Here is a 24,740-nt window from a genome sequence, read left to right as displayed (position 1 = left end):
ACAAGATGGCTGACGCGCTTGTAAGCATTCAAATTTTGCCGAAGACAAAAGACGGGGAAGATGTGATTCCATATGTGGACGAAGCGATAAAAGTGATTCATGAATCAGGGGTTGCATATGAGGTGCACCCGCTTGAAACGACAATGGAAGGCGAGTTGGACAAACTATTAAAAGTCATTAAAGATATGAATGAGCGGATGATTGAATTGGGCAGTAAAAATGTCATCTCTCAAGTAAAAATTTTATACCAGCCAGAGGGGATTACAATGAATCAACTGACGGAGAAGTATCGGTAATGAGAGAAGCAATCATAAAAGGGTGGAGGCCGATTCTGGTTCTCCTCCTTTTCTTTATCACTTGGGAAATAGGAGTAAGAACGGCCGGAACCCCTGAATGGCTCCTGCCTGCCCCATCCAAAATTGTGACAGAAGGGGCCGCTGGCTGGTCCGAATTTTATCCGGATGCAGTTTCAACGGTCAAAATCGCTCTTCTCGGTTTTGCAGTCGGGACCGGCGTCGGCATTTTCACTGCCATCGTTTTGCATCTCGTTCCATTCCTTCGGTCATCCGTTTATCCGCTCTTGATTTTATCGCAAAATGTGCCGATTATTGTACTCGCACCGCTCCTTGTCATTTGGTTTGGGTTTGGGCTGCTGCCGAAAATCATCGTCATCACGCTTGTCTGTTTTTTCCCGATCACGATCGCCGCTCTGGACGGTTTCAGGCAAACTCCACAGGAACTTAAGCATTATATGATGATGGCAGGGGCCACAAAACAACAGCTGTTTTGGAAGCTGGAGTGGCCGCATTCGCTTCCGTCGATTTTTTCCGGATTAAAAATCTCTGCGACATACAGTGTGATGGGAGCAGTCATATCAGAATGGCTTGGCGCGGAAAAAGGAATTGGCGTTTACATGACGCTGTCTTCCTCCTCGTTTCGCACCGACCGCGTATTCGTCGCGATTTTTACCATTATGTTTCTCAGCCTGCTGTTTTTCCTGCTGATCGTTCTGGCTGAGCGGCGAATTGTCCACTGGCAGGGGAAGGGAGAAGATCAAAAATGAGCCATCTAATTGTAAAAGAAGTATCAAAACGATTTGGCACAAATGAAATTATTCGGGACCTTTCCTTTCGAGTGGAAAAAGAAGAATTTGTTTCAATCATCGGTCCGTCGGGAAGCGGGAAAAGCACCATTTTTCATATGATTGGCGGAATCATCACACCTGATGAGGGAACGATACAGCTTGAAAACAAAACGATCAACGGTACAAGGGGAGAAATCAGCTATATGCCGCAAACCCCTTCTCTTTTCCCGTGGAGAACCGTGTTGGAAAATACTATTCTCAGCCAAGAATTGAAAGGGAAACCGGACAAGGAAAAAGCAAAGGAAATGCTCGAAAAAGCAGGATTAGCTTCTTATCTGAATTCTTACCCTCATGAACTATCCGGCGGAATGAAGCAGAGGGTTTCCTTTATTCGTGCATTATTAAGCCCGCAATCCGTAATTTGCCTCGATGAACCGTTTTCGGCGCTTGATGAACTGACCCGGCTTAAAATGCAAAAATGGCTGCTGTCGATTTGGGAGGAAAACCGCAAGACGGTTCTGTTTGTCACCCATAACATTGATGAGGCTTTGTTTTTATCAGACAGGATCATTGTGCTGTCTAATAAACCGGCGAAAGTGAAAGCTGAATTTCATATACCTTTTTCACGGCCAAGAGACGAAAGTATGATGCTTACGGACGATTTTTTGAAATGGAAAAGGGAGATTTTCTACACGTTGCAGGGGAGTAACCGTGATGGAAAAAATGATTGATGCCCATATCCATCTTGATCAATATCAAGGAGAGGCGATTAAAGAGATCGTTGAAAACTCGCCGTTTCTTGAAGCACTTATTTCTGTGTCATTCCACCTTGAATCATGCAAAACAAATCTCGAGCTTTCCAAGGAATACGACAAAGTCAAGCCAGCATTCGGCTTTCATCCGGAACAGCCGCTTCCCGATGAAAACGAGATTGAAAAACTTGTTGGCTGGATGAAGGAACACAAAACAGAAATGGCTGCAGTCGGTGAGGTCGGCCTTCCTTATTATTTGCGGAGTGAGCAGAAAGTTACTTCATACGAAGTCGGAAAGTATTTTGAGCTATTGGAACAGTTTATTAAATTGGCTAAAAAGTGGGGAAAACCAATCGTTTTACATGCAGTATATGACGATGCGCCAATTGCCTGTGATCTGCTCGAAAAGCATTCGATAGAAAAAGCCCATTTTCATTGGTTTAAAGGCGACAGCAAAACAATCGAAAGAATGATTGCCAACGGCTATTTTATATCCGTAACCCCGGATGTCGTTTATGAACATGAGATTCAACAACTAGTGAATGCTTATCCGCTGGAACAAATTATGATTGAAACGGATGGTCCGTGGCCGTTTGAAGGCCCTTTTAGAGGTAAAATGACTCACCCGGTAATGATGGCGGAATCCGTGAAAGAAATAGCGAAAATCAAAAAGATTCCCGTCACTGACGTGTTTCGACAGGTGCGGAAAAATACAAAAACATTCTATTGTATATAGAATGGTGTACAATAAAGAATGATGGGAGAGATTAGGCAGCTCTCTTTTCAACTCACTTGAGTCCGGAATTAACAGAGACAATACGAACAAATGGCGGGAGGAAGAAACATGGGAGAGAGAGATTTGGATATTAAGTTAATTGCACTCGATATGGATGGAACTTTGCTTAATGAAAAATGTGAAGTGCCTGAAGAGAATCGAAAAGCAATTAAAGAAGCAATGGAAAAAGGAATTCATGTCGTGCTCAGTACGGGCAGAAGTTTGTTGACATGCCGCGACTACGCAAAGTCGCTGGAACTATCGTCTTATCTCGTTACAGTGAACGGAAGTGAAATTTGGGGGCCTGACGGCGAACTTGTTGAAAGAAACTTAATTGATTCCGAACTGATCAAGTGGCTGTGGGATCTTTCACAAACATATAAAACATACTTTTGGGCTGTCAGTACAGACAAAGTTTACAGCAGGGAGCTTAGCCCCGAGCAGATTGCTGCATCGAAATGGCTGAAATTCGGCTTTGATGTTGAAGATGACAATGTCCGTCAAATCATTTTGAATGAATTGAAATCAATGGGCAAATTCGAAATAAGCAATTCAAGCCACACCAACATCGAAGTCAATCCGATTGGGATAAACAAAGCGAAAGCGATTAGAAAAGTATGCGATTTTCTTGGCATTTCGATGGATCATGTAATGGCGTGCGGCGACAGTTTAAACGATATTGCAATGATAAAAGAAGCAGGCCTGGGAATTGCAATGGGAAATGCCCAGGATATCGTAAAAGAAGCAGCCGATGATATAACGGAAACAAATGAAAAAGCCGGAGTAGCCCAAGCGATCCGGAAATGGGTGTTAAATTAATTATTAAAAATCTGACCAGGAGAATCATGTTATCTCCTGGTCTTAATTTTTTTCCTCCATCTTATAGTGTAAAAACATACAACAATTCAGAAGACAAGCATATGTTAGTAGTAAAAAATTACCAACAAAGGAGAATTGAAACATGATAAACTGGAAGGTTCGTTTCCAAAACAGAATATGGGCCATCTCATTCCTCTCACAAATTATGCTTGTCGCTCAAATCATTCTGCCTGTGTTAAACTCGTTGGGAGTAACAGATTTTCAGCTTACAGAAGAAGTGAAAAGCGAAATTCTTACCCTTGCCAATTCCGTCTTTATCATTTTGTCGATGCTTGGGATCATCCAGGATCCAACAACAAAAGGATTTCAAGATAGTGACAGGGCAATGAAGTATGATAAACCGAAATAGTTTCAAAAAATCGAACAAATTCTTACAATTATATGAAATATGTCTAAATCATTGCTTGATATGCTTTACTTAAAGCAATACCTTCCTTATAATGGCACTGATATCAGGGAATGGTGACCTGATAAAACAAAAAACACTGTATCAGCCAAAGTAATGAAGTATTGAGGAGGCATAGAAGCATGTATTTCGTTTACACATTTATGCTTGTAGCTGCAATGGTAGTTTTGTTTTTCTGCGGTTTCTATGTAGCGGAAATTAAAGAAAAATACGGAAAAAATTTATTGATGCTCGTTCCGATAACAATCGCAATGTTTATGTTTCACTTAATTTGGGCGCTGCTAGAAATATCAAAAACCGGCCGCTGGAATTAATAATTTAGGAGACTGTTTATCGAATTATTTTTATTCGCATTTCCCAAACAAGAGCAGTCTTTTTTTACTATTTTGAAGATGAAAACGTTTCGCTCTATATAAAACAAAGAAATCGATAGACTCTCCAATTTGCTTTGAATGCACGTGGCAAATGAGATGGGAACCCTCTACTGGCAGCTCTTGGCTTTCAAAAAAATAGCGTACAAATAAATATACAATATAAAAGCTCGAGAAAAATCCGAGCTTTTTTTGTATTGTGTTATTACTGAAACTTTTATGGAAAAATCACTGTCATACTGTTACTATGAAGTTGAAAAAATTTTCATTTGAATCATTTTTGACTTTCGCACAAAGGGGGAAACATTTTGATACGATTTGGGGTTGTCGGAACGAACTGGATCACTGATGAATTTATAAAAGGAGCTAAAGAAATAGAGGATTTTGCATTAACGGCTGTTTATTCCAGAACAAAAGAACGGGCCGATGAATTTGCTTCAAAGCATGGGGCAAAATACACTTTCACAGATCACGAAACGATGGCAAAAAGCAATCATATTGATGCCGTTTATATAGCAAGCCCTAATTCATTGCATGCTGAACAAGCGATTATTTATATGAATGAAGGGAAACACGTGCTCTGTGAAAAACCGATCGCATCGAACGCTGCGGAAGCTAAAAAGATGGTTGAGGCGGCAAAGGCTAACAATGTTTTGTTAATGGAAGCATTAAAATCGACTCTCCTTCCGAACTTTCAAGCGATTCAAGAAAACTTACATAAAATCGGAACAATACGCAGGTATTTTGCGAGTTTCTGCCAGTATTCATCCCGCTATGATGCTTATAAACAAGGCACGATTCTTAATGCATTTAATCCGGCTTTTTCAAACGGGGCATTAATGGATATTGGCGTTTACTGCGTCTATCCCGCCATTGTTCTGTTCGGAAAACCGCATAGTATAAAGGCGAACGGGCTTATTCTTGAATCGGGAGTTGACGGAGAAGGAAGCATCCTTATGAAATATGAAGACAAAGAAGCCGTCATCATGTTTTCAAAGATCACTGATTCTTTTATTCCATCTGAAATACAAGGCGAAAATGGCAGCATCATCATCGACAAAATACACACACCGACAAATGTGAAAATTCAGTACAGGGACGGAACAATCGAAGACATTTCAAAGCCTCAAGGACATTCGATGTATTATGAAATAAAAGAATTCATCAGACTCATTCAAAACAGCGAAACAGAGTCTTTAATAAATTCATTTGCCAATTCATTAGCCGCTATGGAAGTGATTGATGAAGCACGCAAACAAATCGGCGTCGTATTTCCGGCAGACAAAAATTAATCTGTAAGGGTAGGGTCTGACTCCTTTTTGAGGGGTCTGACCCTTTTCTATTGACAAGTTAGAAATATGGATTTATATTTACTAATACTTAACTAAGTGAAATATTTATATATTAAAAGAACGCAGGCGATTGAAAATCAAAGTTATTGAAGATATTAATACAGATTAATCAATGGTAAATAAAATTGGGGTGAAAAACTGGATGGAACATTTAAGTCATAAAGAAAAAGTTACCATCATGATTGCGATTATTGCAGCGATGTTTTTTGCTGCTGTTAATCAGACGATTGTCGGCAATGCTTTGCCAAAAATCATTTCCGAACTGGGGGGGCTTGATTATTACAGCTGGGTTTTTACTATTTACATGCTGACAAGCTCCATTACAACGATCTTAGTCGGTAAACTGTCAGATATATATGGACGGAAGCCCTTTCTTATTATTGGAATCATCATCTTTTCAATCGGTGCGTTTCTTGCCGGAACGTCTTCAGACATTTTTCAAATGATTACGTACCGGGGCATTCAGGGGCTGGGAGCCGGAATGATCATGTCAACAGCTTTTACTGCTGTTGGAGATTTGTTTGCTCCGAGGGAACGCGGCAGGTGGCAAGGCGCAATGAGCGCCGTATTCGGGATTTCCAGCGTCTTCGGACCGACACTCGGCGGCTATATTGTTGATAATCTTGAGTGGAAATGGGTATTCTGGGTATTCCTGCCGCTAGGTATTGTTGCTCTCGTCCTCATTTGGAAACTGTTTCCTAAAGTTGAAAAAAAGCCGGGGGAAAACGTCGATTATGCGGGTTCTCTTTTCTTAACGGCAACGATTGTGTTTGCTTTGCTCGCCTTCTCCTGGGCCGGGACCAAATACGAATGGGATTCAGCGCAAATACTTGGACTGTTCGGAGCGACGATTGTTAGTCTTTTTATTTTTATCATATTTGAAAGAAAAGCAAAAAGTCCTATATTGCCGCTGGACTTGTTTAAGAACGGCATTTTTAGCATCTCTAATGTGATCGGCTTTGTGATCGGGGTGTCGATGTTTGGCGGCGTCATGTACGTTCCTTACTTTATTCAAGGTGTACTCGGTTTTTCTGCCACACACTCGAGTTTTCTTACGATGGCGATGACCTTTGGACTTGTATTTGCAAGTGCCATCGGCGGCCAAATCATTACAAAAACAGGAAAATACAAAGTTCAAGCCATTGTTGGTCTTTGTATCTCGACTTTAGGATTATATTTGCTTTCGACAATGGATATGAACACTTCTCAATACGTGCTTGTGTTTTACCTCGTTCTTGTCGGGTTCGGACTCGGGATCGGCATGACTGTCTTTACACTGACTGTTCAAAATGCGGTTGATCAGAGCCTGCTCGGGGTCGCAACGGCTTCGACCCAACTGTTCCGTTCCATTGGGGGAACGGTCGGAGTTGCGATCATGGGAACACTGTTAAATTCGCGTATGAAAGATAAGATGGAAACGATGATGCAAAACAATGAAACAAATCATATGGCTGCTTCACCTGAACTTGCCGGCAAAATGGAATCAATGCAAAACCCTCAGCTTTTGCTGGACCATGAAAAATTAGATCAAGTAAAAAGCATGCTTCCAAAAGAAGCAATTCCGTTTTTTGAAAACATGATTCATTCATTACAGGAAGCCTTAACGTACGCACTCTCAGGCGTGTTCCTGTTTGTAACCTTTACAATGTTAATAGCAGTGTTCTTAACATTTTTCTTAAAGGAAATTCCGTTAAGAAGCGCGGCTGACCGTCCTGTGCACGCAAATAAGCAAAGGGCAGTTTCGGGGAAGTTAAGCAATAATGAAAGCTAATAAACAAAATGATCGAAGACGGCATTATTTTAAAAATAATGCCGCCCTTTTTTTAGAGACAACAACTCTCTTTAAGAAAAAGTGGTCGATAAAACCTAAAAGTGGCCGATAACAAATAAATTAGAAAGAAATTCATCCGGTATATGAAGCGTTGATTTTGTCAAAAGTGGTTTGCGGCATTAAAATATTGATAGACTTGCAGAAAGTCAATGAAAGATTAAGAGGAGAACAAAGAATGAAACGGGTCCGCTACGAAAATTATGATCATGTACAAACTTCAAAGTCATTTTCAGATATGTTGCGCTGGTCAAGAGAGCGGCGGGCGAAGAAAAAGGATTTGTCGGTCCAAATTCCTCAGGCAGCTCAAAAAGAAATTGAGAAATTACAGCAAAATCGGACGAAAATGTCGATTACATGGATTGGCCATTCAACTTTTTTTATCCAAATGAATGGTCTTAATATTTTAACCGACCCGGTTTGGGCGAAATGGATGGGTTTCCAAAAACGGTTAACAGAACCGGGAATTCCAATTGCAGAATTACCGGAGATTGATATTGTTGTTATATCGCACGGTCATTATGACCATCTTGATTTCGGCTCGATCCGCAAACTAAAAGGTTCACCGGTTTTTTACGTCCCGATCGGCTTAAAATCCGCTTTTACTCGAAGGGGGTATAAAAATGTCATTGAAGCCAAATGGTGGGATACTTTTTCGGATGGAACTTTGTCAATAGCTTTTGTTCCTGCCCAGCATTGGACAAAACGGTCACTTTGTGATACAAACACTTCTCATTGGGGCGGCTGGATTATTGAGAATGGAGACCGCTCCGTTTATTTTGCCGGAGATACCGGTTATTTCAGAGGCTTTCAAGAAATTGCCGGCCGATTCAAAATTGATATTGTTTTAATGCCGATCGGCGCCTATGAACCGGAATGGTTTATGTCGGCTTCGCACATAAATCCCGAAGATGCAATCAAAGCATTTCTTGAGTTGAAAGGCAATGTGTTTATCCCAATGCACTATGGAGCTTATCGTCTTGCTGATGATACTGGACCGGAAGCACTTGAGCGGATGCAGAAGGAATGGAACAGACTGAAGCTTGACAAAAAGTTGCAAAAAGTGCTGGCAATCGGGGAAACATATTGGCCGGAGGAAATGTTCGGAAAATAGATTCCCAAACATTAGTGAATTCAGACAAAAAAAAGCGGCTGACTCATAAGCAAAGGGCCAGACCCCTCTAATTGGGTGTCAAATCTTTATGAGCCAGCCTTTTGATTTTAATTTTCATTAAGCAACTGTTGTAAATCCTTAAGAAGAATTTGAGCGCCTTCACGGCTTAAGATAATTTTTCCATCAGCAAGAGAAATATTATGATCAGAAACTTCCCCAGTTATCATGCAGGCCCTGAACGGGCTGTACTTTTTCAAAATAATCTTATCTTCCTCAACGAAAATCTCAAGCGGGTCTTTCTCTTTGATATCAAACGTATTGCGCAACTCTTTCGGAATTACAATACGCCCAAGTTCGTCCACCTTTCTTACAACTCCGGTTGATTTCATCGTTAAATCCCCCTTTCTATTTACATTATTTAAAAAAATTACCACTTTTTACTTTTATTATATATTTGTAGTCTAATAGAGTCAACAAAAATACGTTAAGATGGTAAACAAATTAGAAAATATACGACATGGCCGCCTTACGTTAAGGGGAATAAATATGCTTCAAAAAGTATACAAACAAACTGTATAATGAAATCAAACCAGTAAAGCTAATTATGATACCAGATTTGTGAACGAAGTTTATCCCGCATATGGGATCGACAAAGAAGTACGGGAGAAAAATAGTTTTGTATGAATCTTTAGACAAGCATTAAACAAATTGACCTTTCATAAAAAGGCAGTCGGATTTAGGGGGGAAACGACCAGTGTTAAGTAATTTGTTAAAGAAAGAAACAATCCAATTCGCGGATCAGTTATCAGACTGGGAAGAAGCAATAAAAGAGGCAGCCAAACCGCTGCTTTTGAAAGGGGTGATTGAACCTTCATATGTAGATGCCATGATCAATAATGTAAAAACAATGGGTCCATATATAATTATCGGCCAGGAAATTGCGATCCCGCATGCACGCCCTGAAATGGGAGTGAACAAAGTGGGGATGAGTTTTTTGAAACTTGAACAACCGGTGCATTTTTTGAATGATAATAAGTACCCTGTTTCATTATTATTCTGTATTGCGGCAATTGATAATTCCACACATTTAAAAGCTCTTTCCCAATTAACAAAACTGTTAAGCAAAAAAGAAAACGTACAAAAATTGAAAGAATTTAATGACGTCGAAGAGGTTCTCGGACTCATTAAGGAATATTCAAATAATTTGTAACTATTAAACTAGGAGAACGATGAAAGGGGAGGAATTATTATGAAGATTCTAGCAGTATGCGGCTCAGGCCTTGGAAGCAGCTTTATGCTGGAAATGAATGTTCAAGAAATTCTCAATGAACTGGGGGTTACAGGTATTGAAGTCGGCCATTCCGATTTAAGCTCTGCAACACCTGATATGGCGGATTTGTTTATTGCGGCAAAGGATATCGCTGAAGGAGCTTCCCACTTAGGGGATGTTGTCGTAATTGACAGTATTATTGATATGGATGGACTTCGTGAAAAGTTGAAGGAAGTTCTGCAAAAAAGAGGACTGCTCTAAGGAACAGAGAGGGAGAACAGGATGGGTGAAAGATTTCTTAAATTGATGATGGACATTTTAAGCCAGCCAGCTATTTTAATCGCAATCATTTCATTAATTGGGCTCGTGCTTCAGAAAAAACCGGCAAATGAAATTGTAAAAGGAACGACAAAATCATTCCTCGGATTTCTTGTTATAGCGGCCGGAGCCAAAATTCTTGTCGGTTCACTTGAACCATTTGGAAAAATGTTTCAGGAAGCCTTTCATGTAAACGGCGTTGTGCCGATTAATGAAGCAATTGTGGCTATGGCACTGACTGAATATGGATCTGCTACAGCTCTCATCATGTTTTTTGGCATGCTGGCAAATATTTTAGTTGCTAGATTTACCAGATTTAAATATATCTTTTTAACTGGCCACCACACATTGTATATGGCTTGCATGATCGCCATCATTCTTGTTGTATCGGGTTTAAAAGGGGTATCACTTATTGTTGTTGGTTCGATAACACTTGGTTTAATAATGGCTATATTTCCGGCTATGGCCCAGCCTTTTATGAGAAAAATTGTCGGAAATGATAATGTCGGTTTCGGTCATTTTTCAACCTTTGGTTACGTCCTTTCAGGGCTGGTCGGCAAGGTTGTCGGAAAAGGTTCACAATCAACGGAAAACATTAATTTTCCAAAAGGACTTGGATTCTTGCGTGACACATCTGTAACGATTGCGCTGACGATGACGATCTTATATAGTATTATCGCTCTTTTTGCAGGGCCATCTTATGTTGAAAAAGAGCTTAGCGATGGGACTCATTATCTCGTATTTTCGGTGATTCAAGCTGTAACATTTGCAGCAGGTGTATTTGTCATCCTTTCAGGTGTACGTCTAGTTTTAGCAGAAATCGTTCCTGCTTTTAAAGGGATTTCTACCAAGTTAGTGCCAAACTCAAAACCGGCTCTTGATTGTCCGATCGTATTTCCATATGCACCAAATGCAGTGATAATCGGTTTTTTCTGCAGTTTTCTTGGCGGGATTACAGGGATGATCATCCTTGGAGCACTTGGGGCAGTCATTATCCTGCCGGGAGTAGTACCTCACTTCTTTACCGGAGCAACTGCCGGTGTATTTGGTAATGCAACGGGCGGAATCCGCGGTGCAATAATCGGATCGTTTGTAAACGGACTGCTTATCACTTTCCTTCCAGTCTTTTTGCTCCCGGTTTTAGGAGATTTGGGCTTTGCAAACACAACATTCTCAGACAGTGATTTTGGAGTGACAGGAATTATTCTCGGCTATGTGGCAAATTCTTTTGGGGCTGCAGGCGTTACAATTCTTGTTATCGGAATATTATTAATTTCAGTTCTGTTTGGCTTCTTCAAAAATTCGAAAAACAACGATAGCCAAATTCAAGCATAGACCGCTGTAAATGCACTTCCAAATAAGGTCGCTCTAATTAATCTTGCAACCCGTAATGTTTGACATTTTAATTTACCGATGTTAATTTTTAAATTATGGTTAATCAAAAGTAAGGTGGTACTGCAATGAAAGATCATTCGTTACGGGAAATTAAGAAAGCAAGAACTAAAATATCCATTTTACAGGCGGGGCTGGACCTTATCGGCGAAAATACTTTTCGGGAAGTCAATGTGGAGGATATTTGCAAAAAGGCAGAAGTATCAAAAGTTACTTTTTTTAAGTTTTTTCCGCAAAAAGATGACCTGTTAGTCTATTGCATGAGAATTTGGCTGTCGCAAAGATTAATAGATTTGTATCTTCATCCGAAGAGAGGCCTTGATGCCATTGAGTTTTTATTTAAAAGCATTGCTGAAAGTGCAAAGGTTCGTCCAGGATTAATGTTAAGTTTGATAAGCTTTTTGTCCGAGCAAAAAATGCATCCGCGCATGCCGATTTTAACAGAAACGGAAATTCATTTGCTTTTTCCTGAACACGAGGAGCTTGTCGAGCCGGAAGTACAAAATCTTGGCGATATTTTCTATAAATATATTGAAGAGGCTAAACAAGACGGAGAAATTATGACAGATAAAACAACAGATGATCTCGTAAAAATATTATTTACGATTTTTTATGGTGCTTACTTAACATCACATATTTATAGTTCCCGTGATTTTATGGAATATTACCGGCTTCATCTAGACTTAATTAAATGTAAATAGGTGAAAATTTTCTTCAAGGGTCTGACTCCCTCCGGATTGGCGGGGTCTGACCCTTTTTTATGTCGAAAAATATAGAAAAAATTTCTAAAAAAGATCATTGACAAATTTTATTAACGGATATTAAATATTTAACATAAGTACACTATTTAATCAAAGTAAAGAAAAAATTTCAGAAAAGAAAGTTGAGGGAGAGAGATGAATTATATTTTTGGAACAGGTCCGCTTGGAATGGCCGTTTTACGGGAACTATTGAACCGCGGGCAAAAGGTGAAAGTCATAAACCGGACCGGAAAAGCAGATATTCCACAAGGGGTGGAATTGATAAAAGGTGACGCACGTGACCGAAATTTTACAAAAGAAATATGCAAAGATGCAGAAAAAATTTTTCATTGTGCAGGTTTGCCGTATACAGAATGGTCCGACCATTTGCCTTCGATGATGAATGGATTAATCGAAGCGGCAGCTTTTTCAGGAGCGAAAATAATTTATGCAGATAATCTGTATGCTTATGGTCCGGTTAATGGTGATTATCATGAAGATCTTTCTTATAAGCCAGTTGGAGTTAAAACAAAGGTGCGGGCTCAAGTAGCCGAAAACCTTCTTAATAGTCATCAACAAGGAAAGATTAAGGCAGTAATCGGAAGAGGCCCGGATTTTTTCGGTCCAAGAGCTTTAGTGGCGACATTGGGAAGCAGGGTAATCGGAAATCTATTACTGGGGAAGAAAGCCGAGGCAATCGGGAACATCGATCTCCCTCATACTCATATTTTTATTGAAGATTTTGCTCGCGGACTTGTAACCTTGTCAGAAAACGATCGATCACTTGGTCAAGTGTGGCATATTCCGGCTGCTCCGACAATATCTACTAGAGAATTAATTGAAATGGTTGGCGATGAAATTGGCAAAAAGCCAACATACCGTCTCGCAAGTTCACAAATCGTTAATTTTCTTGGACTTTTTGATAAAAACATGCGCGAATTCAAAGAAATGATGTATATGTTCAATAAACCATTTATCGTCAGCCATGCAAAATTTGCAAAAGCATTTCCGTATCAGGTGACCGAACATAGAGAAGCCATCCGGAAAACAGTTGCATGGTTTAGAAATATTATGGGGAGTGGTCGCGTTTGATCCGATATTTCTGGAAACCGATTATCGCTCTTTTAGCTGTTCTTATTTCATTTTATGGAGTTATTCAATTTTTTATTTTGGATCCCCAAAAGGCAAGTTAAGTCCATATAATTGTGTAAAAAGGGAAATAGAAAAAGAGCCATGTTGCTTCCCCTTTGGTAGAATAAACAGTGGACAAACAAACACCAAACATAAGGAGGAATGCAACCATGGCTCAATATCATATTACCCTAAATGATGAACTTCTGCACGGGTTATTCACCAGAGATGAAGGATTAGCTAAGCTACTGGAACAAGTCCTCAATCAAATCCTCGAGGCACAAGTAGAAGAACAGCTGGGGGCTCGCCGTTATGAACGAACGGAAGAACGAAAAGGATATCGCAACGGTTCGTATCCACGCCAGCTGACAACCCGGGTGGGACGGTTGACCTTGCGCGTTCCACGCACAAGAGAGGGAGAGTTCTCTACGGAACTGTTCCAACGGTATCAACGGAGCGAACAAGCACTGGTACTGGCACTCATGGAAATGGTGGTAAACGGGGTGTCTACCCGAAAAATCACCCAAATCACAGAGGAGTTGTGCGGCACCTCGTTTTCCAAATCCACGGTTTCCTCGCTGTGCAAGGGGCTGGATCCGATTATCCAAGACTGGAATTACCGTTCCCTGCATGAACATGTGTATCCGTTTGTGCTAGTAGATGCTATTTATACGAAAGTCCGGGAAGATGGACGGGTACGTTCCAGAGCCGTTTTGATCGCCACAGGAGTGAATGAGGAAGGATACCGGGAAATTCTTGGCCTGCAAATCGGAAACAGTGAATCGGAGTCCAGCTGGAGCGAGTTCTTCGGATGGCTGAAAGATCGAGGACTCCGGGGAGTGGACTTGATCATCTCGGATCAGCACGGCGGGCTGGTGCAAGCGATTGAAAAGCATTTCCAAGGTGCTACATGGCAGCGATGCCAGACACATTTTATTCGCAATATCCTCGATGCCGCACCAAAGTATATGCAGGATGCCTTGCTGGAGGAGATTCGCGGGATTCTTCATGCCCCAAACAAGCAAACGGCCCGGCTGTTATTGGAACAAGTGCTGGCCAAATGGGAAGAAAAAGCCCCAAAAGCCATGCAAATCCTTGAAGAGGGATTCGAAGACGCCACGGCTGTATTGGACTATCCGGACCGTTATCGGCGGCGTCTGCGTACGACCAACGGAGTGGAACGGCTGAACGAAGAAATTCGTCGCAGAGAACGGGTCATCCGCATCTTTCCGAACCGGGAATCGGTGTATCGCCTCGTTGGTGCCGTGTTGATCGAAATCGATGAAAAATGGATGTCGGGACGTAAATACTTAGATATGTCCGAATATTGGCAGTGGCGGAAAACGAAAGAGCAAGAAGCTCGATCGGTGAATCAGGAAGTTTCGGAGATGAAAAGAGTAGGGTAACCCCTTCGCTGTGTCAAGGAGAACGTGGAATACCGGAGCGAAGCGAGGATATGCCGCGAAAGCTCCTTGACACGCCTGTTCCTTGACAACATGATCGTTTGTCCGGGAAGGCGACTGGCAGGGAGACTTGCCGGACTTGCCTACCATACGTCAAGTCATCAGGTCCATGTTGTCTATCAAAGGGGAATTTACACAATAATTAGGACTTGACCCAAAAGGCAGGACTTGTTACATTGCATCTTCTTGAGGGAATCCATTACGATTCATGGATCATCTTTCTTAAGATGCATATCGCCGGAGGAGTAATGGCACTGGCCCTTGGTCCTTTTCAGTTCAGTAAAAGAATTCAGGCTAAAAGAAGGATTCATCGATTCATTGGAAAGGTATATATTTTTTCCATCCTATTGGGAGGATTGGCAGGATTTTATGTATCTTCTACAGCTTTAGGCGGTGTCATTAGTATGGTAGGATTCCTTTGTTTGAATATCTTGTGGCTTTATACAACCTATATAGGCTATAAAACTGCCAGAAAGAAAAAAATTGAACTTCATCAGCGATGGATGCTTAGAAGTTATGCCTTGACATTTGCCGGTGTGACACTCCGTTTATGGACAATTTTATTAACCTTTTTATTTGCTGATGTGACAAAATTAATCAATCCGACTGCGGTACCTTCTGATTTCTTAAGTGTTTATCGATTAATTGCCTGGATTTGCTGGATTCCAAATCTATTCGTTATTGAACTATATATCCGGTTCAGAAAACAAAAATCTGCCGGCAAATCATCAGCCGTTTCCTTGACAAGACTATTATAGGCAAAATTCCTCTCTTTGTACTACTTTCACTAAGAATAGTATGAAATTAAAATTACCCCCATTCCAAATCGAAAAGCTGAAAATGGGGATTATTGCGATTCTGAACGTCCTCTGTTTACTGTTTTGGAACTTGAGGGTAGTCATTTTTTCTAAGTATGCCGTGAAGAACAAGACATATTTTTCTGAGAAAGCCAATGTATTTAAAATGAGATCAATCGAAAATTCATCCGTTGTTTCCATTACAAATTCATCGACTTCACGTAAGTATCGGGCTGTAGCTGAAACACATGTTTATTATGAGCAGAAGTCTCTAATTCACTCTACTTAGAGATAGGAAGTTTCTACTGTATGTGGTAAATTTTATTTGTGTATATATTGGTCTGAATTTGCTCATTATAAATGTATCGAGTACGTAACGGTTGAGCCCAAAATTATATATATCCAGAAGGATATATATAATTCAGCCAAAGATTGCAGACCAGATAGTTCATTTAGAAATAAATGCTCTATCTGTATTCGATCAGAGGGAAGATTTTATATGGTAAAGAAAGGTTTTATGACAGTCGTATCTCTAGAAGATATTATTGTTATAAGGTTCCAACTTATCATATAGGGTCGAGCGAAGATCATATCGAGTGCCGCAGACTTCATTGAGCAACCGATTCAATTAAAGTTAACGTTCATATACAGCCGAAAGGTTGTATACGGGTGTACAGGTATTTTATATGGTTGAACGAACCATTATTTTGAGTGGTGAACTGTTTGTTTAAGGTTGAAAGATCATAAATAGGTAATCAACTATTCATAATAGTGCAAGGTAGATCGGTACGTAGTCGTGTTGGATACATTTTTAATTAAGGATCAGTGAGTAAGCTTACTTACTGATCCTTAATTTTTTTATTTCTGAAAATCTGACTTATGTTAACATTTACATCAAAAATATGGTGAGCTTTCATGCACTTTTTTTGATGAAATTTCAGAATGAAAAATATTACATAATGTAGTAACTCCTTGATGTAATAATTGTTCACTCATATAAGAGTAACTCAATCGTAAATGATGATTTTCTTGCTCTACAGGGTAACATGCTGATCCAGGCAAGAATGTGAGTTGCTGTTTTTTTGCTTCTAACAGGAGGTGATTCGTATCAATCCAAGAAGGAAGACTAACCCAAAGATTTAATCCCCCCTGCGGGATTATCCATGACACCTCAGAAGGCGCATGTTGTGAAAGTACCTCAAGAACCATATCGCGTCTTATCCTCAGAGCAGTTCTTAGTTTTTTCATATGATCGGTCATTTTTTTAGATTTAATAAATGGTAAGATTGCCTTTTGTGTAAGCAAAGGACTTCCTAAATCGGTATTTGCCTTGGCTGCCAATAGACGACTGAATATGGAACCAGAAGCAACTAATATTCCGATCCTACAACCTGGCGCTAGTGTTTTGCTTAACCCTTTCAAATAAATCACATGACCGTAGGGATCTATACTTTTAATGGGAACTGGTGGTTTTTTATCAAAGTAAATCTCACTCCATGGATCGTCCTCAATAATAATGCTTTGGATGCTTTGAGCTATATCAAGAATCTGTCTACGGCGCTTTGGAGTCATAACAGAACCTGTTGGATTATGAAAAGTAGGAATTGTATAAATAACTTTTGGTTTGTATTTGTCACATAAATTTTGAAGTATGTCTACCCGCATTCCATTATGATCAACTGGCACGGTAAGTATTGTAGCTCCTCTCCCCCGAAAAACATCAATTGCTCCTGGATAGGTAGGGGCTTCCATCACAACCACATCACCTGGTCCAACAAATGTACGAGCAACAAGATCGATTCCTTGTTGTGATCCACTAGTAACTAAAATGTTTTCAGGTGCAGCAGGAACCCCAAGTCTTTTTAAATACTCATACATTGCATGTCTCAGTTGTGCATCACCTTGAATCTCTCCATATTGAGATAAAATTCTTGGGTTTTCAGAAAGCACTTGATGAATCTCTCGCTCTAAATTTCGATTAGGAAGAAGTCCAGGATCAATCATAGAAGATGAAAGATGAATTCTCTCAGGGACTTGATGAAAACGGGCGAACTGAGATCTAGGTAAATAATCTTGCACAGATAGTTGCCAATTAAAAGAGTAAGCCTCCTGTTTTGTATCTACAACCTCTTTTCTTTCCGTATTTACGAATGTCCCTTTTCCTTGGACTGAGGTAACAAAACCGTCTTGTTCTAGTTCCTTATACGCCTTCACTACTGTAACCAAACTCACTCCGAGCTGTTTTGATAGATCCCGTACGGAAGGCAATTGTATTCCTTCTTGCAGGAGTCCTGAACGGATGTGATCGACAATAGATACGTATATTTGCTTAGAAAGTGAACTCTCAGCTTTACGTTGAATTTCAATGTGCATAGTTGATCTCCTTCAAGTGTTATACAAGTGTGTTGAGTGTTATATATAGTTTCGATATAAAATACCAACAATGAATAATTGGATTATAACACTTGAAGGGGTACAATTTGCAGAATTTAAATGTGAACGATGCAGTTAACTATGAGGTGAGAGGATGAAAATGGAGAGTAGTGTTGTATGGACAGAAAAAAATAGCTTCTTTGATGGGGTACAGGCATGCTTGCCAACTGTTAGGTAACTTGAGTATTGGATTTGTTGTTTAGATGATTGGAGAGCATGGCTCAGTTACTGCATTTTTAAGATTTAATTAGCTAGTAAAACAAGGAGGTTCATACAATGAAATGTTACGTCGTAGACGCGTTTGCCGAAAACTTGTTTGAAGGAAATCCTGCTGCTGTGTGTATTATGGAGAAATGGCTTCCAGATGACACCATGCAAAAAATTGCAGCTGAAAATAACCTTTCTGAAACGGCATTTGCTGTGAAAGAGGGGAACGGATATCGGTTAAGATGGTTTACTCCAGGGGGAGAGATTGACCTCTGTGGACATGCTACTTTGGCAACAGCGTATGTAATTGCTAACTATTATGAAAAGAGTGTGGATACAATCAAGTTTCAGACAATGAGCGGGGAACTAGTTGTGGTAAAAAAAGGTGAACTTTATGAAATGGATTTCCCTAGCAGAATGCCTGAAGAATTTACGTTGACAGAGCAAATGGTCGAAGCTCTTGGCGTAAAACCTATTAAAACCTATCTGGGTAGAGATTTAATGTTTGTACTTGAAAATGAAGAGGATGTTCAAAATGCCTCCCCTGATTTTTCTAAGCTGGAAAAATTGCCTGATGGGTTGGGCGTTTTAATTACAGCGAAAAGTGAAAAGTACGATTTTGTTTCTAGATGCTTTTTCCCGAAGTTGAATGTCAATGAAGACCCCGTGTGCGGTTCTGCGCATTGCAATTTTATTCCGTACTGGGCAAAACGTCTAGGCAAGGATGAAATGGTAGCGAGACAGCTTTCCAAGCGCGGTGGAACGATATATTGCAAATATGAAGATACACGAGTTAAGATTGCAGGAAAAGCAGTGTTATACGCTATAGCAACTTTAAATATGGAGTATTGACTATGGAAAGTCTGAAAATATAACGAAAGAATTGAGTGAAATGAAAGATTTAAAAGCGGCATTTTATTCCGCTTTTCCACACACCATTCCAATGCTGACAAGTGTTACGGTATTAGGTATGTCGTATGGGAGGCTTATGCTTCTGACTATTCACATGATTTTAAACAGATTTACATTAATAGCAAATGATGTAGAAATAACCCCAAATAGGCTAGATCAAAGTAAAAAATCACATATATAGCTGATGCACTTTTAATCATCACCATTTCTCTTGTTCAACTAATCAACAATCGGGCGCCATTGTGAAGTAATAAAATCCAAATTTCTCAGTGATGCTAGCAACGGGTGCTCTTACTTCAATAAGGTGTAGAGCCTTTTTCCTTTTTCAAGTAACGGGCAGTTTAGTTCAAGAAGGGAATTAGAGGGGAAATTGAAAAATTCGTTGAATATTAAGCCACATGAATTAGGGGAGAAGGAATGACTGAAATCTTTAAGATGAAACTTTATTGTTTTGAAATCGTAAATTTTAGATATCAAGAGTTAATTGATCTAAATTCCAATCAGGAGGAAATATTTATGTTCGATTACAAGTTCGTTCAGGTACAAATAGGTGCTTTAAATGGTAAGCCTAAAGAAAATTATGAGGAAATTATTAAAAACTATGCAAAGGAAGGGTGGCGTTTACATACATTTTCACCTTTACCATTTGCAGCTGGAGGACAGGCTACTTCAATACAAATTATTTTCGAGAAAGAGGTTAATCAATAACCTAGGTTTCCTTAACGACGAAAAGTGCTTGCTTGATAAGATATGGTTTCTTATTAAAGTATTTGAAGCTAATTTCAATAAATGTGAATTGGTTTCAATAGCCTTTGATATTCAATAATCGGGCGCGTTGGTTGAAGAGGAGATTGTATAACCCCCTTTTATTTATGCAGCCACCCGACTTCTTCAGAAGCCGAAAAGCGTTGATGGATCAACGAGGTATAAAATCCTGCATAAACGATAAATGGCGATAATCTGAAACCCCTTGAGCGCCAAGGGGTTTTGTTATTCAGAAGGTTCCGAAATTGCAATTATGTTAACTAAAGATGAATAAAACATGCAAAATAAATATAATTAAATTAAAAGAAGAGAAAGAATATATGAGGAATTGCTTATCTGCCTATCAAATTTTATGCATTAACACAAGGTAATCTTGCTTAAAAATAGACTTTTGTCTTCACCAAGTCTTGGATACTACCATCTTTAGCGCTTCTTGTGTAAACCCAAAGTTCACCAGTATTTGATGAAGGGGTTCTGTCGAATGGTAAAATGCTAGTGAAATTTCCGTATTCAGGAGCTCCTTCATCGGCTGTTGTAAAACGTTCGTTTGAAACAATGACTCCGTTAGTATCTCTTAGTTGATGTAAAACATTGGCTTCAAATGCTCTTGCTAGCCCTTCTATTCTTTGTCCATTAACCACTTTTGTTCCTGGAAGAGGATTCCATACAACAATATTTCGAGAGGTTGGTAAAGGGAGAATCAAATGAAATTCCGGCCAAATTACATCTTCTTGATAACCAGGTCGACCTTGGTTTGCCTTTGATATGTTTAAGAGTGGAATTCCAAATTTATGTGAAATTGCTGAAAGTGTATCTCCAGATTGAATTTGGTAAATATATGCAGATACTATTAACTGTTGATCGGGAGAAATAAAATTATGGTTTTCTTGATTATTGATACCGGCAACTAAATCACTAAATGTACTAAACCTAGAAGTAATACTACTCATTGTATCTCCAGATTTGACAACATAAGATACTTTTCCTGTTTCTAAAAGATTCGGAACGACCAATACATCTCCAGGGAAAATAAGACCATGATCAGTAACCGGATCAAATAAATGATTTGCTCGCTCTATTACTTCTGTGGAACTATTGAATCTTTGGGCTATCGAATATAGTGTATCGCCATGACGTACTGTATAAATGTAATTTTTTCTAAAAATAATTGGCAACATAAATCACTCCATTTTGTTTTTTAAATATAAAAGAATCATTCATTTATTAGTGCATTTAACAAAAATAAAGTTACCCCCATTTCAAATCGGACAGTTGAAAATGGGGGTTGTCGCTATTATGAACATCCTCTATTCATTGTTTTGGAACTTGAGGGTAGTTCATTTTTTCTAAGTATGCCGTGAAGAACCAGACATATTTTTCTAAGAAAGCCAATGCATTTGCAATGAGATCAATCGAAAATTCATCCGTTGTTTCCCTTACAAATTCATCGACTTCACGTAAGTAGCGGGCAGTTGCTGCAAAATCATTTGCAACAAGATATGCAATCGTAAATGTATCATAAGGCATGCTGGGTGCTTCTTGCAGAGTAGCATTGCGGACAAAATCCTGCATTGAGCCAAGCGGATAGAACCCCAACATTTTAATGCGTTCCGCAACCCGGTCAATTTCCTTGTTAACTTCTTCATAAACCGTATCCAATTCTCTATGAAAATCGAAAAAATCAACACCAACTACGTTCCAGTGAAAGTTGTGTATTTTTATTAATGTCACGTGAAGATTAGCTAAGTAGACATTAAAAGCATCAGCCAGCCTTTTTGCGTATGCCGGATCCAAGCCGGTCATGACAGCGCGAAGATTATCAGCCATTTTCCCATCTCCTTTCAAACACGCTTCTAAACCATATTATGTTGTGGGCGAGTACACAGTTCATCGTTAATGTTGAAAAGTGAAGATGAGGGATTGTGAAACAACATCTAGATTTAGATAATCTATTAAACTAAAAAACCGATAGCACCTTTACGTGGTGACAATCGGTTTTTGTCTTATAAATTTATTATAAAAATTATATTGGGAATCACCGTATTGTTGGAGTCACACAAAATTGACTTACTTAGACGGGTTGTTCTAGGAGTCTTACGAAAGTGTCAGCCGAAATGACAGGTGCAAAGAAGTTATTGATTCGCTCCATTGCAGCAGCTTCCTGCTCAGGCTTCTGGCAGCCGGTAGCATCACCGATTACGATTGGTAAATAACCGTGATCGCGGGCCGAACGGGCATTCCCTTCGACGCACCAATCGAGATGTATACCGGTAAAGACGATGACCTCAACTCTTTTTCTAGCTAACTCGAGCGGAAGCTGAGTGCCAACGAAAGCGGTCTGCAGTGCAAGTTCGTTGAATTGCAAATCTCCCGGTCTGACCAACGCCTTCAGCTCATCTACGAGTTCGTTATCCTTCTCTTTCTGTTCATCCGTGAAGTTCAGACCCTCGATCCATGTTTCGTACTGCACCTTATCGAAGATTGTCTGAGGATAATTCTCACGGAAGACAGAATAGCCAATCCAGCTGAAAGAAACGAAATTACTGGCTTTGCGTGCAGCTTCAACAACCTTGATCGTTGCCGGAAGACTGCCTCTCTCACGATGATTTTCGTGTCCTTGTGCCCCCCAAGGCTCGTAGACAGATTTGTTCTGGCTTATAGAAACAAAAGCAGCCCTTCGTTTAAGAATTTCTGCGAGATTAAGTTTCTTCCATTGAGGTGCAAGTTCGGGGATTGCATGAATCCCGCCAATTTTATTATTATTCAAAGCTATATTTGTCAATGAAAACGCCTCCTAACCAATTGGGTCTTTGCATTTTAATTTAATTTGTTAACCGCCGGCTTTAGCATAAACCGGTGTGTTCAGCATATTTTTTACGCTTTTCCTCCTTTCTTTATTAAATTTGATTAACAAAAAAAGCTCTCGGTTCGAGAACATATTTCTCGAATCGGGAGCTTCTGGTTGACCAGTCAGCATTATAATGAGATGTAACAGAATTTCTTATTGTTAATAATAATCCTATTATTCAGATTTTTCAAGTAGGAATTTCTGGTTTTTTAAAAGTGATATTATTGAAAATAGAGCTTTTTTAGCTGGAAGATGAAAATAGCATATGATTTTAGATCTTTGTTCACCTCGACTCCTTATCATCGGGAAGGATATGAGCCGTCGATCTTCTTTTATGAGCTTTCATTCCAATATATGAGCCGTCCCGCGATTAGGACTATGTCAGTAAAAAACACAGCATATTATTAGAACTATTTTTCTGAATCAATAATAATAGAAGAAGAATCGAAAAGAAAAAGGTGTACGTTATGAATCAGCAAGATTTTACGAAAGGAAATATTATGAAGCAGATTGTTGACTTCTCGACGCCAATTATTTTCACAAACCTGCTTCAAGTTTCCTATCAATTTATTGACAGTTTATGGGTCGGAAATTTGCTCGGGGCGAACGCACTTGGAGCGATTGCGGTATCAAGTACAGTCATCTTCACAATTTTATCGTTTATCATCGGCGTAAATAATGCCGCATTAACAATATTGTCACAGCAAAAAGGGAAAGACTCGAGCGAAGGACTGAAAAACTATTTAAATGCGTTTGCCGTCGTGTTAACCCTAATGTCCGTAACTTTGGGGGCAGTCGGGTTAGTCTTTTCGGAAAGAATTCTGATTTTGCTGAAAACACCGCCTGAAATGGTTTCTGATGCTGCCGCATATTTGAAAATTAACTTCATGGGGATTCTATTTTTATTTGGCTATAATTTTATTAGCACTGTTTTAAGAGCACTAGGAGACAGCAAAACACCGCTGAGGTTTGTGACAGCAGCAGTAATTTTAAATGCGATTTTGGATCCTTTCTTGATCAGTACTCTGAATATGGGAATTGAAGGGGCGGCTTTCGCAACGATTTTTTCACAAGGAGCCGCGTTTCTGTTCGGTCTTTATTTAGTTTTGCGCAGGAAATTAGCGCCTTTTACGATTCCGAAAATTCCGAAGAAAGAGGAAGTAGCCTTAATTTTAAGGCTTGGGATCCCGTCAGGCTTGCAGATGACCGTCATTTCTGCAGGTGTGATGGCAATAATGAGTGTTGTAAACTCATTCGGAAGCGAAGTCGTAGCCGGCTTTGGCGCTTCACAGCGAATCGACAGCATCATCATGTTGCCGGCGATGGCTCTAGGTACGGCTATTAACAGCATGGCTGGACAAAATATCGGGGCGAACGAGTGGGGGCGCGTTCATAAAATCGGTCTGTACGGAGTTTTTTTCAATTTTGCGATCATGATCGCAATCGCTGTTCTGACAGTTCTATTTGCAGAATTTGCAGTCCGGCTGTTTATACAGGAAAAAGAAGCGGTCGCATTCGGTGTACAATATTTACGAACAATCGCGTTCTTCTATCCGTTTCTTGGCATCAATTTTATCCTGAACGGGGTCGTCCGCGGGGCAGGGGCTATGTTCCAGGTGCTCGTCCTAAACATCATTTCCTTCTGGATTCTCCGCTATCCGCTCACGTATCTGTTTTCAAACATGTTTGGAGAACAAGGCATTAGCTATGGAATGGGAACAAGCTTTATCATCAGCAGCATCTTTGCTTTCCTTTATTACATGTACGGAAAATGGAATAAGAAAGCGATTTTTGCAGATGGATGAACAAAGTTAATGGAAAAATACAACCATTCGATTAGTCGAGGCTGAAGGTTTGGAATTTGCTAAAAGCATTGTTGATTATAAAATAGCTTCGTAAAAAG

The 24,740-nt window shown here is 39.8% G+C and carries 25 protein-coding genes; 20 read left to right on the top strand and 5 right to left on the bottom strand.

Annotated features, from left to right (window positions below):
- Window positions 1–5 precede the first annotated feature (5 nt).
- The 10 genes from C0966_RS07215 (at window position 6) to C0966_RS07170 (ending at window position 8,561) form a co-directional block, all read left to right on the top strand.
- The gene (locus C0966_RS07215; protein WP_274854572.1) at window positions 6–296 is read left to right on the top strand and encodes a thiamine-binding protein; all 291 of its coding nucleotides are present in this window, start codon (window positions 6–8) and stop codon (window positions 294–296) included.
- On the top strand, window positions 296–1,063 hold the full coding sequence (locus C0966_RS07210; RefSeq protein ID WP_274854571.1) for an ABC transporter permease: 768 nt from the start codon (window positions 296–298) through the stop codon (window positions 1,061–1,063). The genes C0966_RS07215 and C0966_RS07210 overlap by 1 nt, the downstream gene beginning before the upstream one ends.
- Window positions 1,060–1,815: an ABC transporter ATP-binding protein gene (locus C0966_RS07205; RefSeq protein WP_274854569.1), complete on the top strand. Its 756-nt coding sequence runs from the start codon at window positions 1,060–1,062 to the stop codon at window positions 1,813–1,815. The genes C0966_RS07210 and C0966_RS07205 overlap by 4 nt, the downstream gene beginning before the upstream one ends.
- On the top strand, window positions 1,799–2,572 hold the full coding sequence (locus tag C0966_RS07200) for a TatD family hydrolase (RefSeq protein ID WP_274854567.1): 774 nt from the start codon (window positions 1,799–1,801) through the stop codon (window positions 2,570–2,572). The genes C0966_RS07205 and C0966_RS07200 overlap by 17 nt, the downstream gene beginning before the upstream one ends.
- A 108-nt stretch (window positions 2,573–2,680) precedes the next feature.
- A complete protein-coding gene (locus C0966_RS07195) occupies window positions 2,681–3,430 on the top strand; it encodes a Cof-type HAD-IIB family hydrolase (RefSeq protein ID WP_274854566.1) in 750 nt (249 codons plus the stop codon).
- 142 nt (window positions 3,431–3,572) lie between these two features.
- Complete coding sequence (locus tag C0966_RS07190; protein ID WP_274854564.1) at window positions 3,573–3,839, top strand: phage holin; 267 nt, start codon at window positions 3,573–3,575, stop codon at window positions 3,837–3,839.
- A 179-nt stretch (window positions 3,840–4,018) separates the two neighbouring features.
- Entirely contained in the window at window positions 4,019–4,210 is a 192-nt protein-coding gene (locus C0966_RS07185; protein WP_274854563.1) for a hypothetical protein, read from the top strand.
- A 365-nt stretch (window positions 4,211–4,575) separates the two neighbouring features.
- Window positions 4,576–5,559: a Gfo/Idh/MocA family protein gene (locus C0966_RS07180; protein WP_274854561.1), complete on the top strand. Its 984-nt coding sequence runs from the start codon at window positions 4,576–4,578 to the stop codon at window positions 5,557–5,559.
- A 202-nt stretch (window positions 5,560–5,761) separates the two neighbouring features.
- Window positions 5,762–7,390 carry an MDR family MFS transporter gene (locus C0966_RS07175; RefSeq protein WP_274854559.1) on the top strand — a complete coding sequence of 543 codons (1,629 nt, stop codon included), beginning with the start codon at window positions 5,762–5,764 and terminating at the stop codon, window positions 7,388–7,390.
- A gap of 235 nt (window positions 7,391–7,625) precedes the next feature.
- A complete protein-coding gene (locus tag C0966_RS07170; protein WP_274854558.1) occupies window positions 7,626–8,561 on the top strand; it encodes an MBL fold metallo-hydrolase in 936 nt (311 codons plus the stop codon).
- Window positions 8,562–8,668: 107 nt separating this feature from the next.
- On the opposite strand, the gene C0966_RS07165 is transcribed toward C0966_RS07170, so the two are convergent.
- A complete protein-coding gene (locus C0966_RS07165; RefSeq protein ID WP_274854556.1) occupies window positions 8,669–8,950 on the bottom strand; it encodes an AbrB/MazE/SpoVT family DNA-binding domain-containing protein in 282 nt (93 codons plus the stop codon).
- A 365-nt stretch (window positions 8,951–9,315) separates the two neighbouring features.
- On the opposite strand from C0966_RS07165, the gene C0966_RS07160 reads away from it, so the two are divergent.
- From C0966_RS07160 to C0966_RS07130, 7 genes are all read left to right on the top strand, one after another.
- Window positions 9,316–9,771 carry a PTS sugar transporter subunit IIA gene (locus C0966_RS07160; RefSeq protein WP_274854554.1) on the top strand — a complete coding sequence of 152 codons (456 nt, stop codon included), beginning with the start codon at window positions 9,316–9,318 and terminating at the stop codon, window positions 9,769–9,771.
- 39 nt (window positions 9,772–9,810) lie between these two features.
- Window positions 9,811–10,092, top strand: a complete 282-nt coding sequence (locus C0966_RS07155) for a PTS sugar transporter subunit IIB (protein WP_274854553.1) — start codon at window positions 9,811–9,813, stop codon at window positions 10,090–10,092.
- 21 nt (window positions 10,093–10,113) lie between these two features.
- Entirely contained in the window at window positions 10,114–11,484 is a 1,371-nt protein-coding gene (locus C0966_RS07150) for a PTS ascorbate transporter subunit IIC (RefSeq protein ID WP_274854551.1), read from the top strand.
- A gap of 125 nt (window positions 11,485–11,609) precedes the next feature.
- Window positions 11,610–12,242: a TetR/AcrR family transcriptional regulator gene (locus C0966_RS07145; RefSeq protein WP_274854550.1), complete on the top strand. Its 633-nt coding sequence runs from the start codon at window positions 11,610–11,612 to the stop codon at window positions 12,240–12,242.
- A 195-nt stretch (window positions 12,243–12,437) separates the two neighbouring features.
- Window positions 12,438–13,373, top strand: coding sequence for an NAD-dependent epimerase/dehydratase family protein (locus C0966_RS07140; protein WP_274854548.1), 936 nt, complete (start codon window positions 12,438–12,440; stop codon window positions 13,371–13,373).
- Between the two features lie 209 nt (window positions 13,374–13,582).
- Window positions 13,583–14,818 (top strand): IS256 family transposase, encoded by a 1,236-nt coding sequence (locus tag C0966_RS07135; protein ID WP_087960461.1) that lies wholly within the window; start codon window positions 13,583–13,585, stop codon window positions 14,816–14,818.
- Between the two features lie 233 nt (window positions 14,819–15,051).
- The gene (locus C0966_RS07130; protein WP_274854546.1) at window positions 15,052–15,633 is read left to right on the top strand and encodes a DUF2306 domain-containing protein; all 582 of its coding nucleotides are present in this window, start codon (window positions 15,052–15,054) and stop codon (window positions 15,631–15,633) included.
- Between the two features lie 933 nt (window positions 15,634–16,566).
- Here C0966_RS07130 and C0966_RS07125 read toward each other — a convergent pair.
- Complete coding sequence (locus C0966_RS07125; protein WP_274854545.1) at window positions 16,567–18,045, bottom strand: PLP-dependent aminotransferase family protein; 1,479 nt, start codon at window positions 18,043–18,045, stop codon at window positions 16,567–16,569.
- A 336-nt stretch (window positions 18,046–18,381) separates the two neighbouring features.
- Between C0966_RS07125 and C0966_RS07120 the strand changes: the two genes are divergently transcribed.
- Together C0966_RS07120 and C0966_RS07115 are read left to right on the top strand one after the other, a co-directional pair.
- Entirely contained in the window at window positions 18,382–19,164 is a 783-nt protein-coding gene (locus tag C0966_RS07120) for a PhzF family phenazine biosynthesis protein (RefSeq protein WP_274854544.1), read from the top strand.
- A gap of 576 nt (window positions 19,165–19,740) precedes the next feature.
- The gene (locus tag C0966_RS07115) at window positions 19,741–19,932 is read left to right on the top strand and encodes a DUF4177 domain-containing protein (protein ID WP_274854543.1); all 192 of its coding nucleotides are present in this window, start codon (window positions 19,741–19,743) and stop codon (window positions 19,930–19,932) included.
- A gap of 434 nt (window positions 19,933–20,366) precedes the next feature.
- Here the strand turns inward: C0966_RS07115 and C0966_RS07110 are convergent, their stop codons facing one another.
- The 3 genes from C0966_RS07110 to C0966_RS07100 form a co-directional block, all read right to left on the bottom strand.
- Window positions 20,367–21,167 carry a LysM peptidoglycan-binding domain-containing protein gene (locus C0966_RS07110; RefSeq protein ID WP_274854542.1) on the bottom strand — a complete coding sequence of 267 codons (801 nt, stop codon included), beginning with the start codon at window positions 21,165–21,167 and terminating at the stop codon, window positions 20,367–20,369.
- Between the two features lie 133 nt (window positions 21,168–21,300).
- Window positions 21,301–21,816, bottom strand: a complete 516-nt coding sequence (locus C0966_RS07105) for a Dps family protein (RefSeq protein WP_274854541.1) — start codon at window positions 21,814–21,816, stop codon at window positions 21,301–21,303.
- 244 nt (window positions 21,817–22,060) lie between these two features.
- Window positions 22,061–22,771, bottom strand: coding sequence for a cysteine hydrolase (locus C0966_RS07100; RefSeq protein ID WP_274854540.1), 711 nt, complete (start codon window positions 22,769–22,771; stop codon window positions 22,061–22,063).
- A 533-nt stretch (window positions 22,772–23,304) separates the two neighbouring features.
- Here C0966_RS07100 and C0966_RS07095 point away from each other — a divergent pair.
- Complete coding sequence (locus tag C0966_RS07095) at window positions 23,305–24,642, top strand: MATE family efflux transporter (RefSeq protein WP_274854539.1); 1,338 nt, start codon at window positions 23,305–23,307, stop codon at window positions 24,640–24,642.
- The last annotated feature ends 98 nt before the right edge of the window (window positions 24,643–24,740 follow it).

It is taken from the genome of Bacillus methanolicus (genome assembly GCF_028888695.1).
Lineage (GTDB): Bacteria > Bacillota > Bacilli > Bacillales > Cytobacillaceae > Bacillus_Z > Bacillus_Z methanolicus_B.
The sequence above is the reverse complement of the archived record's forward strand: the minus strand, read 5'-3'. Positions and strand labels throughout refer to the sequence as shown.

Excerpts from the sequence above, each read along its gene's own strand:
- C0966_RS07215 (WP_274854572.1), top strand. The coding sequence starts at position 6 with ATGGCTGACGCGCTTGTAAGCATTCAAATTTTGCCGAAGACAAAAGAC.
- C0966_RS07165 (WP_274854556.1), bottom strand. The coding sequence starts at position 8,950 with ATGAAATCAACCGGAGTTGTAAGAAAGGTGGACGAACTTGGGCGTATT.
- C0966_RS07155 (WP_274854553.1), top strand. The coding sequence starts at position 9,811 with ATGAAGATTCTAGCAGTATGCGGCTCAGGCCTTGGAAGCAGCTTTATG.
- C0966_RS07200 (WP_274854567.1), top strand. The coding sequence starts at position 1,799 with ATGGAAAAAATGATTGATGCCCATATCCATCTTGATCAATATCAAGGA.
- C0966_RS07110 (WP_274854542.1), bottom strand. The coding sequence starts at position 21,167 with ATGTTGCCAATTATTTTTAGAAAAAATTACATTTATACAGTACGTCAT.
- C0966_RS07145 (WP_274854550.1), top strand. The coding sequence starts at position 11,610 with ATGAAAGATCATTCGTTACGGGAAATTAAGAAAGCAAGAACTAAAATA.
- C0966_RS07170 (WP_274854558.1), top strand. The coding sequence starts at position 7,626 with ATGAAACGGGTCCGCTACGAAAATTATGATCATGTACAAACTTCAAAG.
- C0966_RS07175 (WP_274854559.1), top strand. The coding sequence starts at position 5,762 with ATGGAACATTTAAGTCATAAAGAAAAAGTTACCATCATGATTGCGATT.
- C0966_RS07120 (WP_274854544.1), top strand. The coding sequence starts at position 18,382 with ATGAAATGTTACGTCGTAGACGCGTTTGCCGAAAACTTGTTTGAAGGA.
- C0966_RS07125 (WP_274854545.1), bottom strand. The coding sequence starts at position 18,045 with ATGCACATTGAAATTCAACGTAAAGCTGAGAGTTCACTTTCTAAGCAA.
- C0966_RS07105 (WP_274854541.1), bottom strand. The coding sequence starts at position 21,816 with ATGGCTGATAATCTTCGCGCTGTCATGACCGGCTTGGATCCGGCATAC.
- C0966_RS07190 (WP_274854564.1), top strand. The coding sequence starts at position 3,573 with ATGATAAACTGGAAGGTTCGTTTCCAAAACAGAATATGGGCCATCTCA.
- C0966_RS07185 (WP_274854563.1), top strand. The coding sequence starts at position 4,019 with ATGTATTTCGTTTACACATTTATGCTTGTAGCTGCAATGGTAGTTTTG.
- C0966_RS07205 (WP_274854569.1), top strand. The coding sequence starts at position 1,060 with ATGAGCCATCTAATTGTAAAAGAAGTATCAAAACGATTTGGCACAAAT.
- C0966_RS07210 (WP_274854571.1), top strand. The coding sequence starts at position 296 with ATGAGAGAAGCAATCATAAAAGGGTGGAGGCCGATTCTGGTTCTCCTC.
- C0966_RS07150 (WP_274854551.1), top strand. The coding sequence starts at position 10,114 with ATGGGTGAAAGATTTCTTAAATTGATGATGGACATTTTAAGCCAGCCA.
- C0966_RS07135 (WP_087960461.1), top strand. The coding sequence starts at position 13,583 with ATGGCTCAATATCATATTACCCTAAATGATGAACTTCTGCACGGGTTA.
- C0966_RS07195 (WP_274854566.1), top strand. The coding sequence starts at position 2,681 with ATGGGAGAGAGAGATTTGGATATTAAGTTAATTGCACTCGATATGGAT.
- C0966_RS07095 (WP_274854539.1), top strand. The coding sequence starts at position 23,305 with ATGAATCAGCAAGATTTTACGAAAGGAAATATTATGAAGCAGATTGTT.
- C0966_RS07115 (WP_274854543.1), top strand. The coding sequence starts at position 19,741 with ATGTTCGATTACAAGTTCGTTCAGGTACAAATAGGTGCTTTAAATGGT.
- C0966_RS07140 (WP_274854548.1), top strand. The coding sequence starts at position 12,438 with ATGAATTATATTTTTGGAACAGGTCCGCTTGGAATGGCCGTTTTACGG.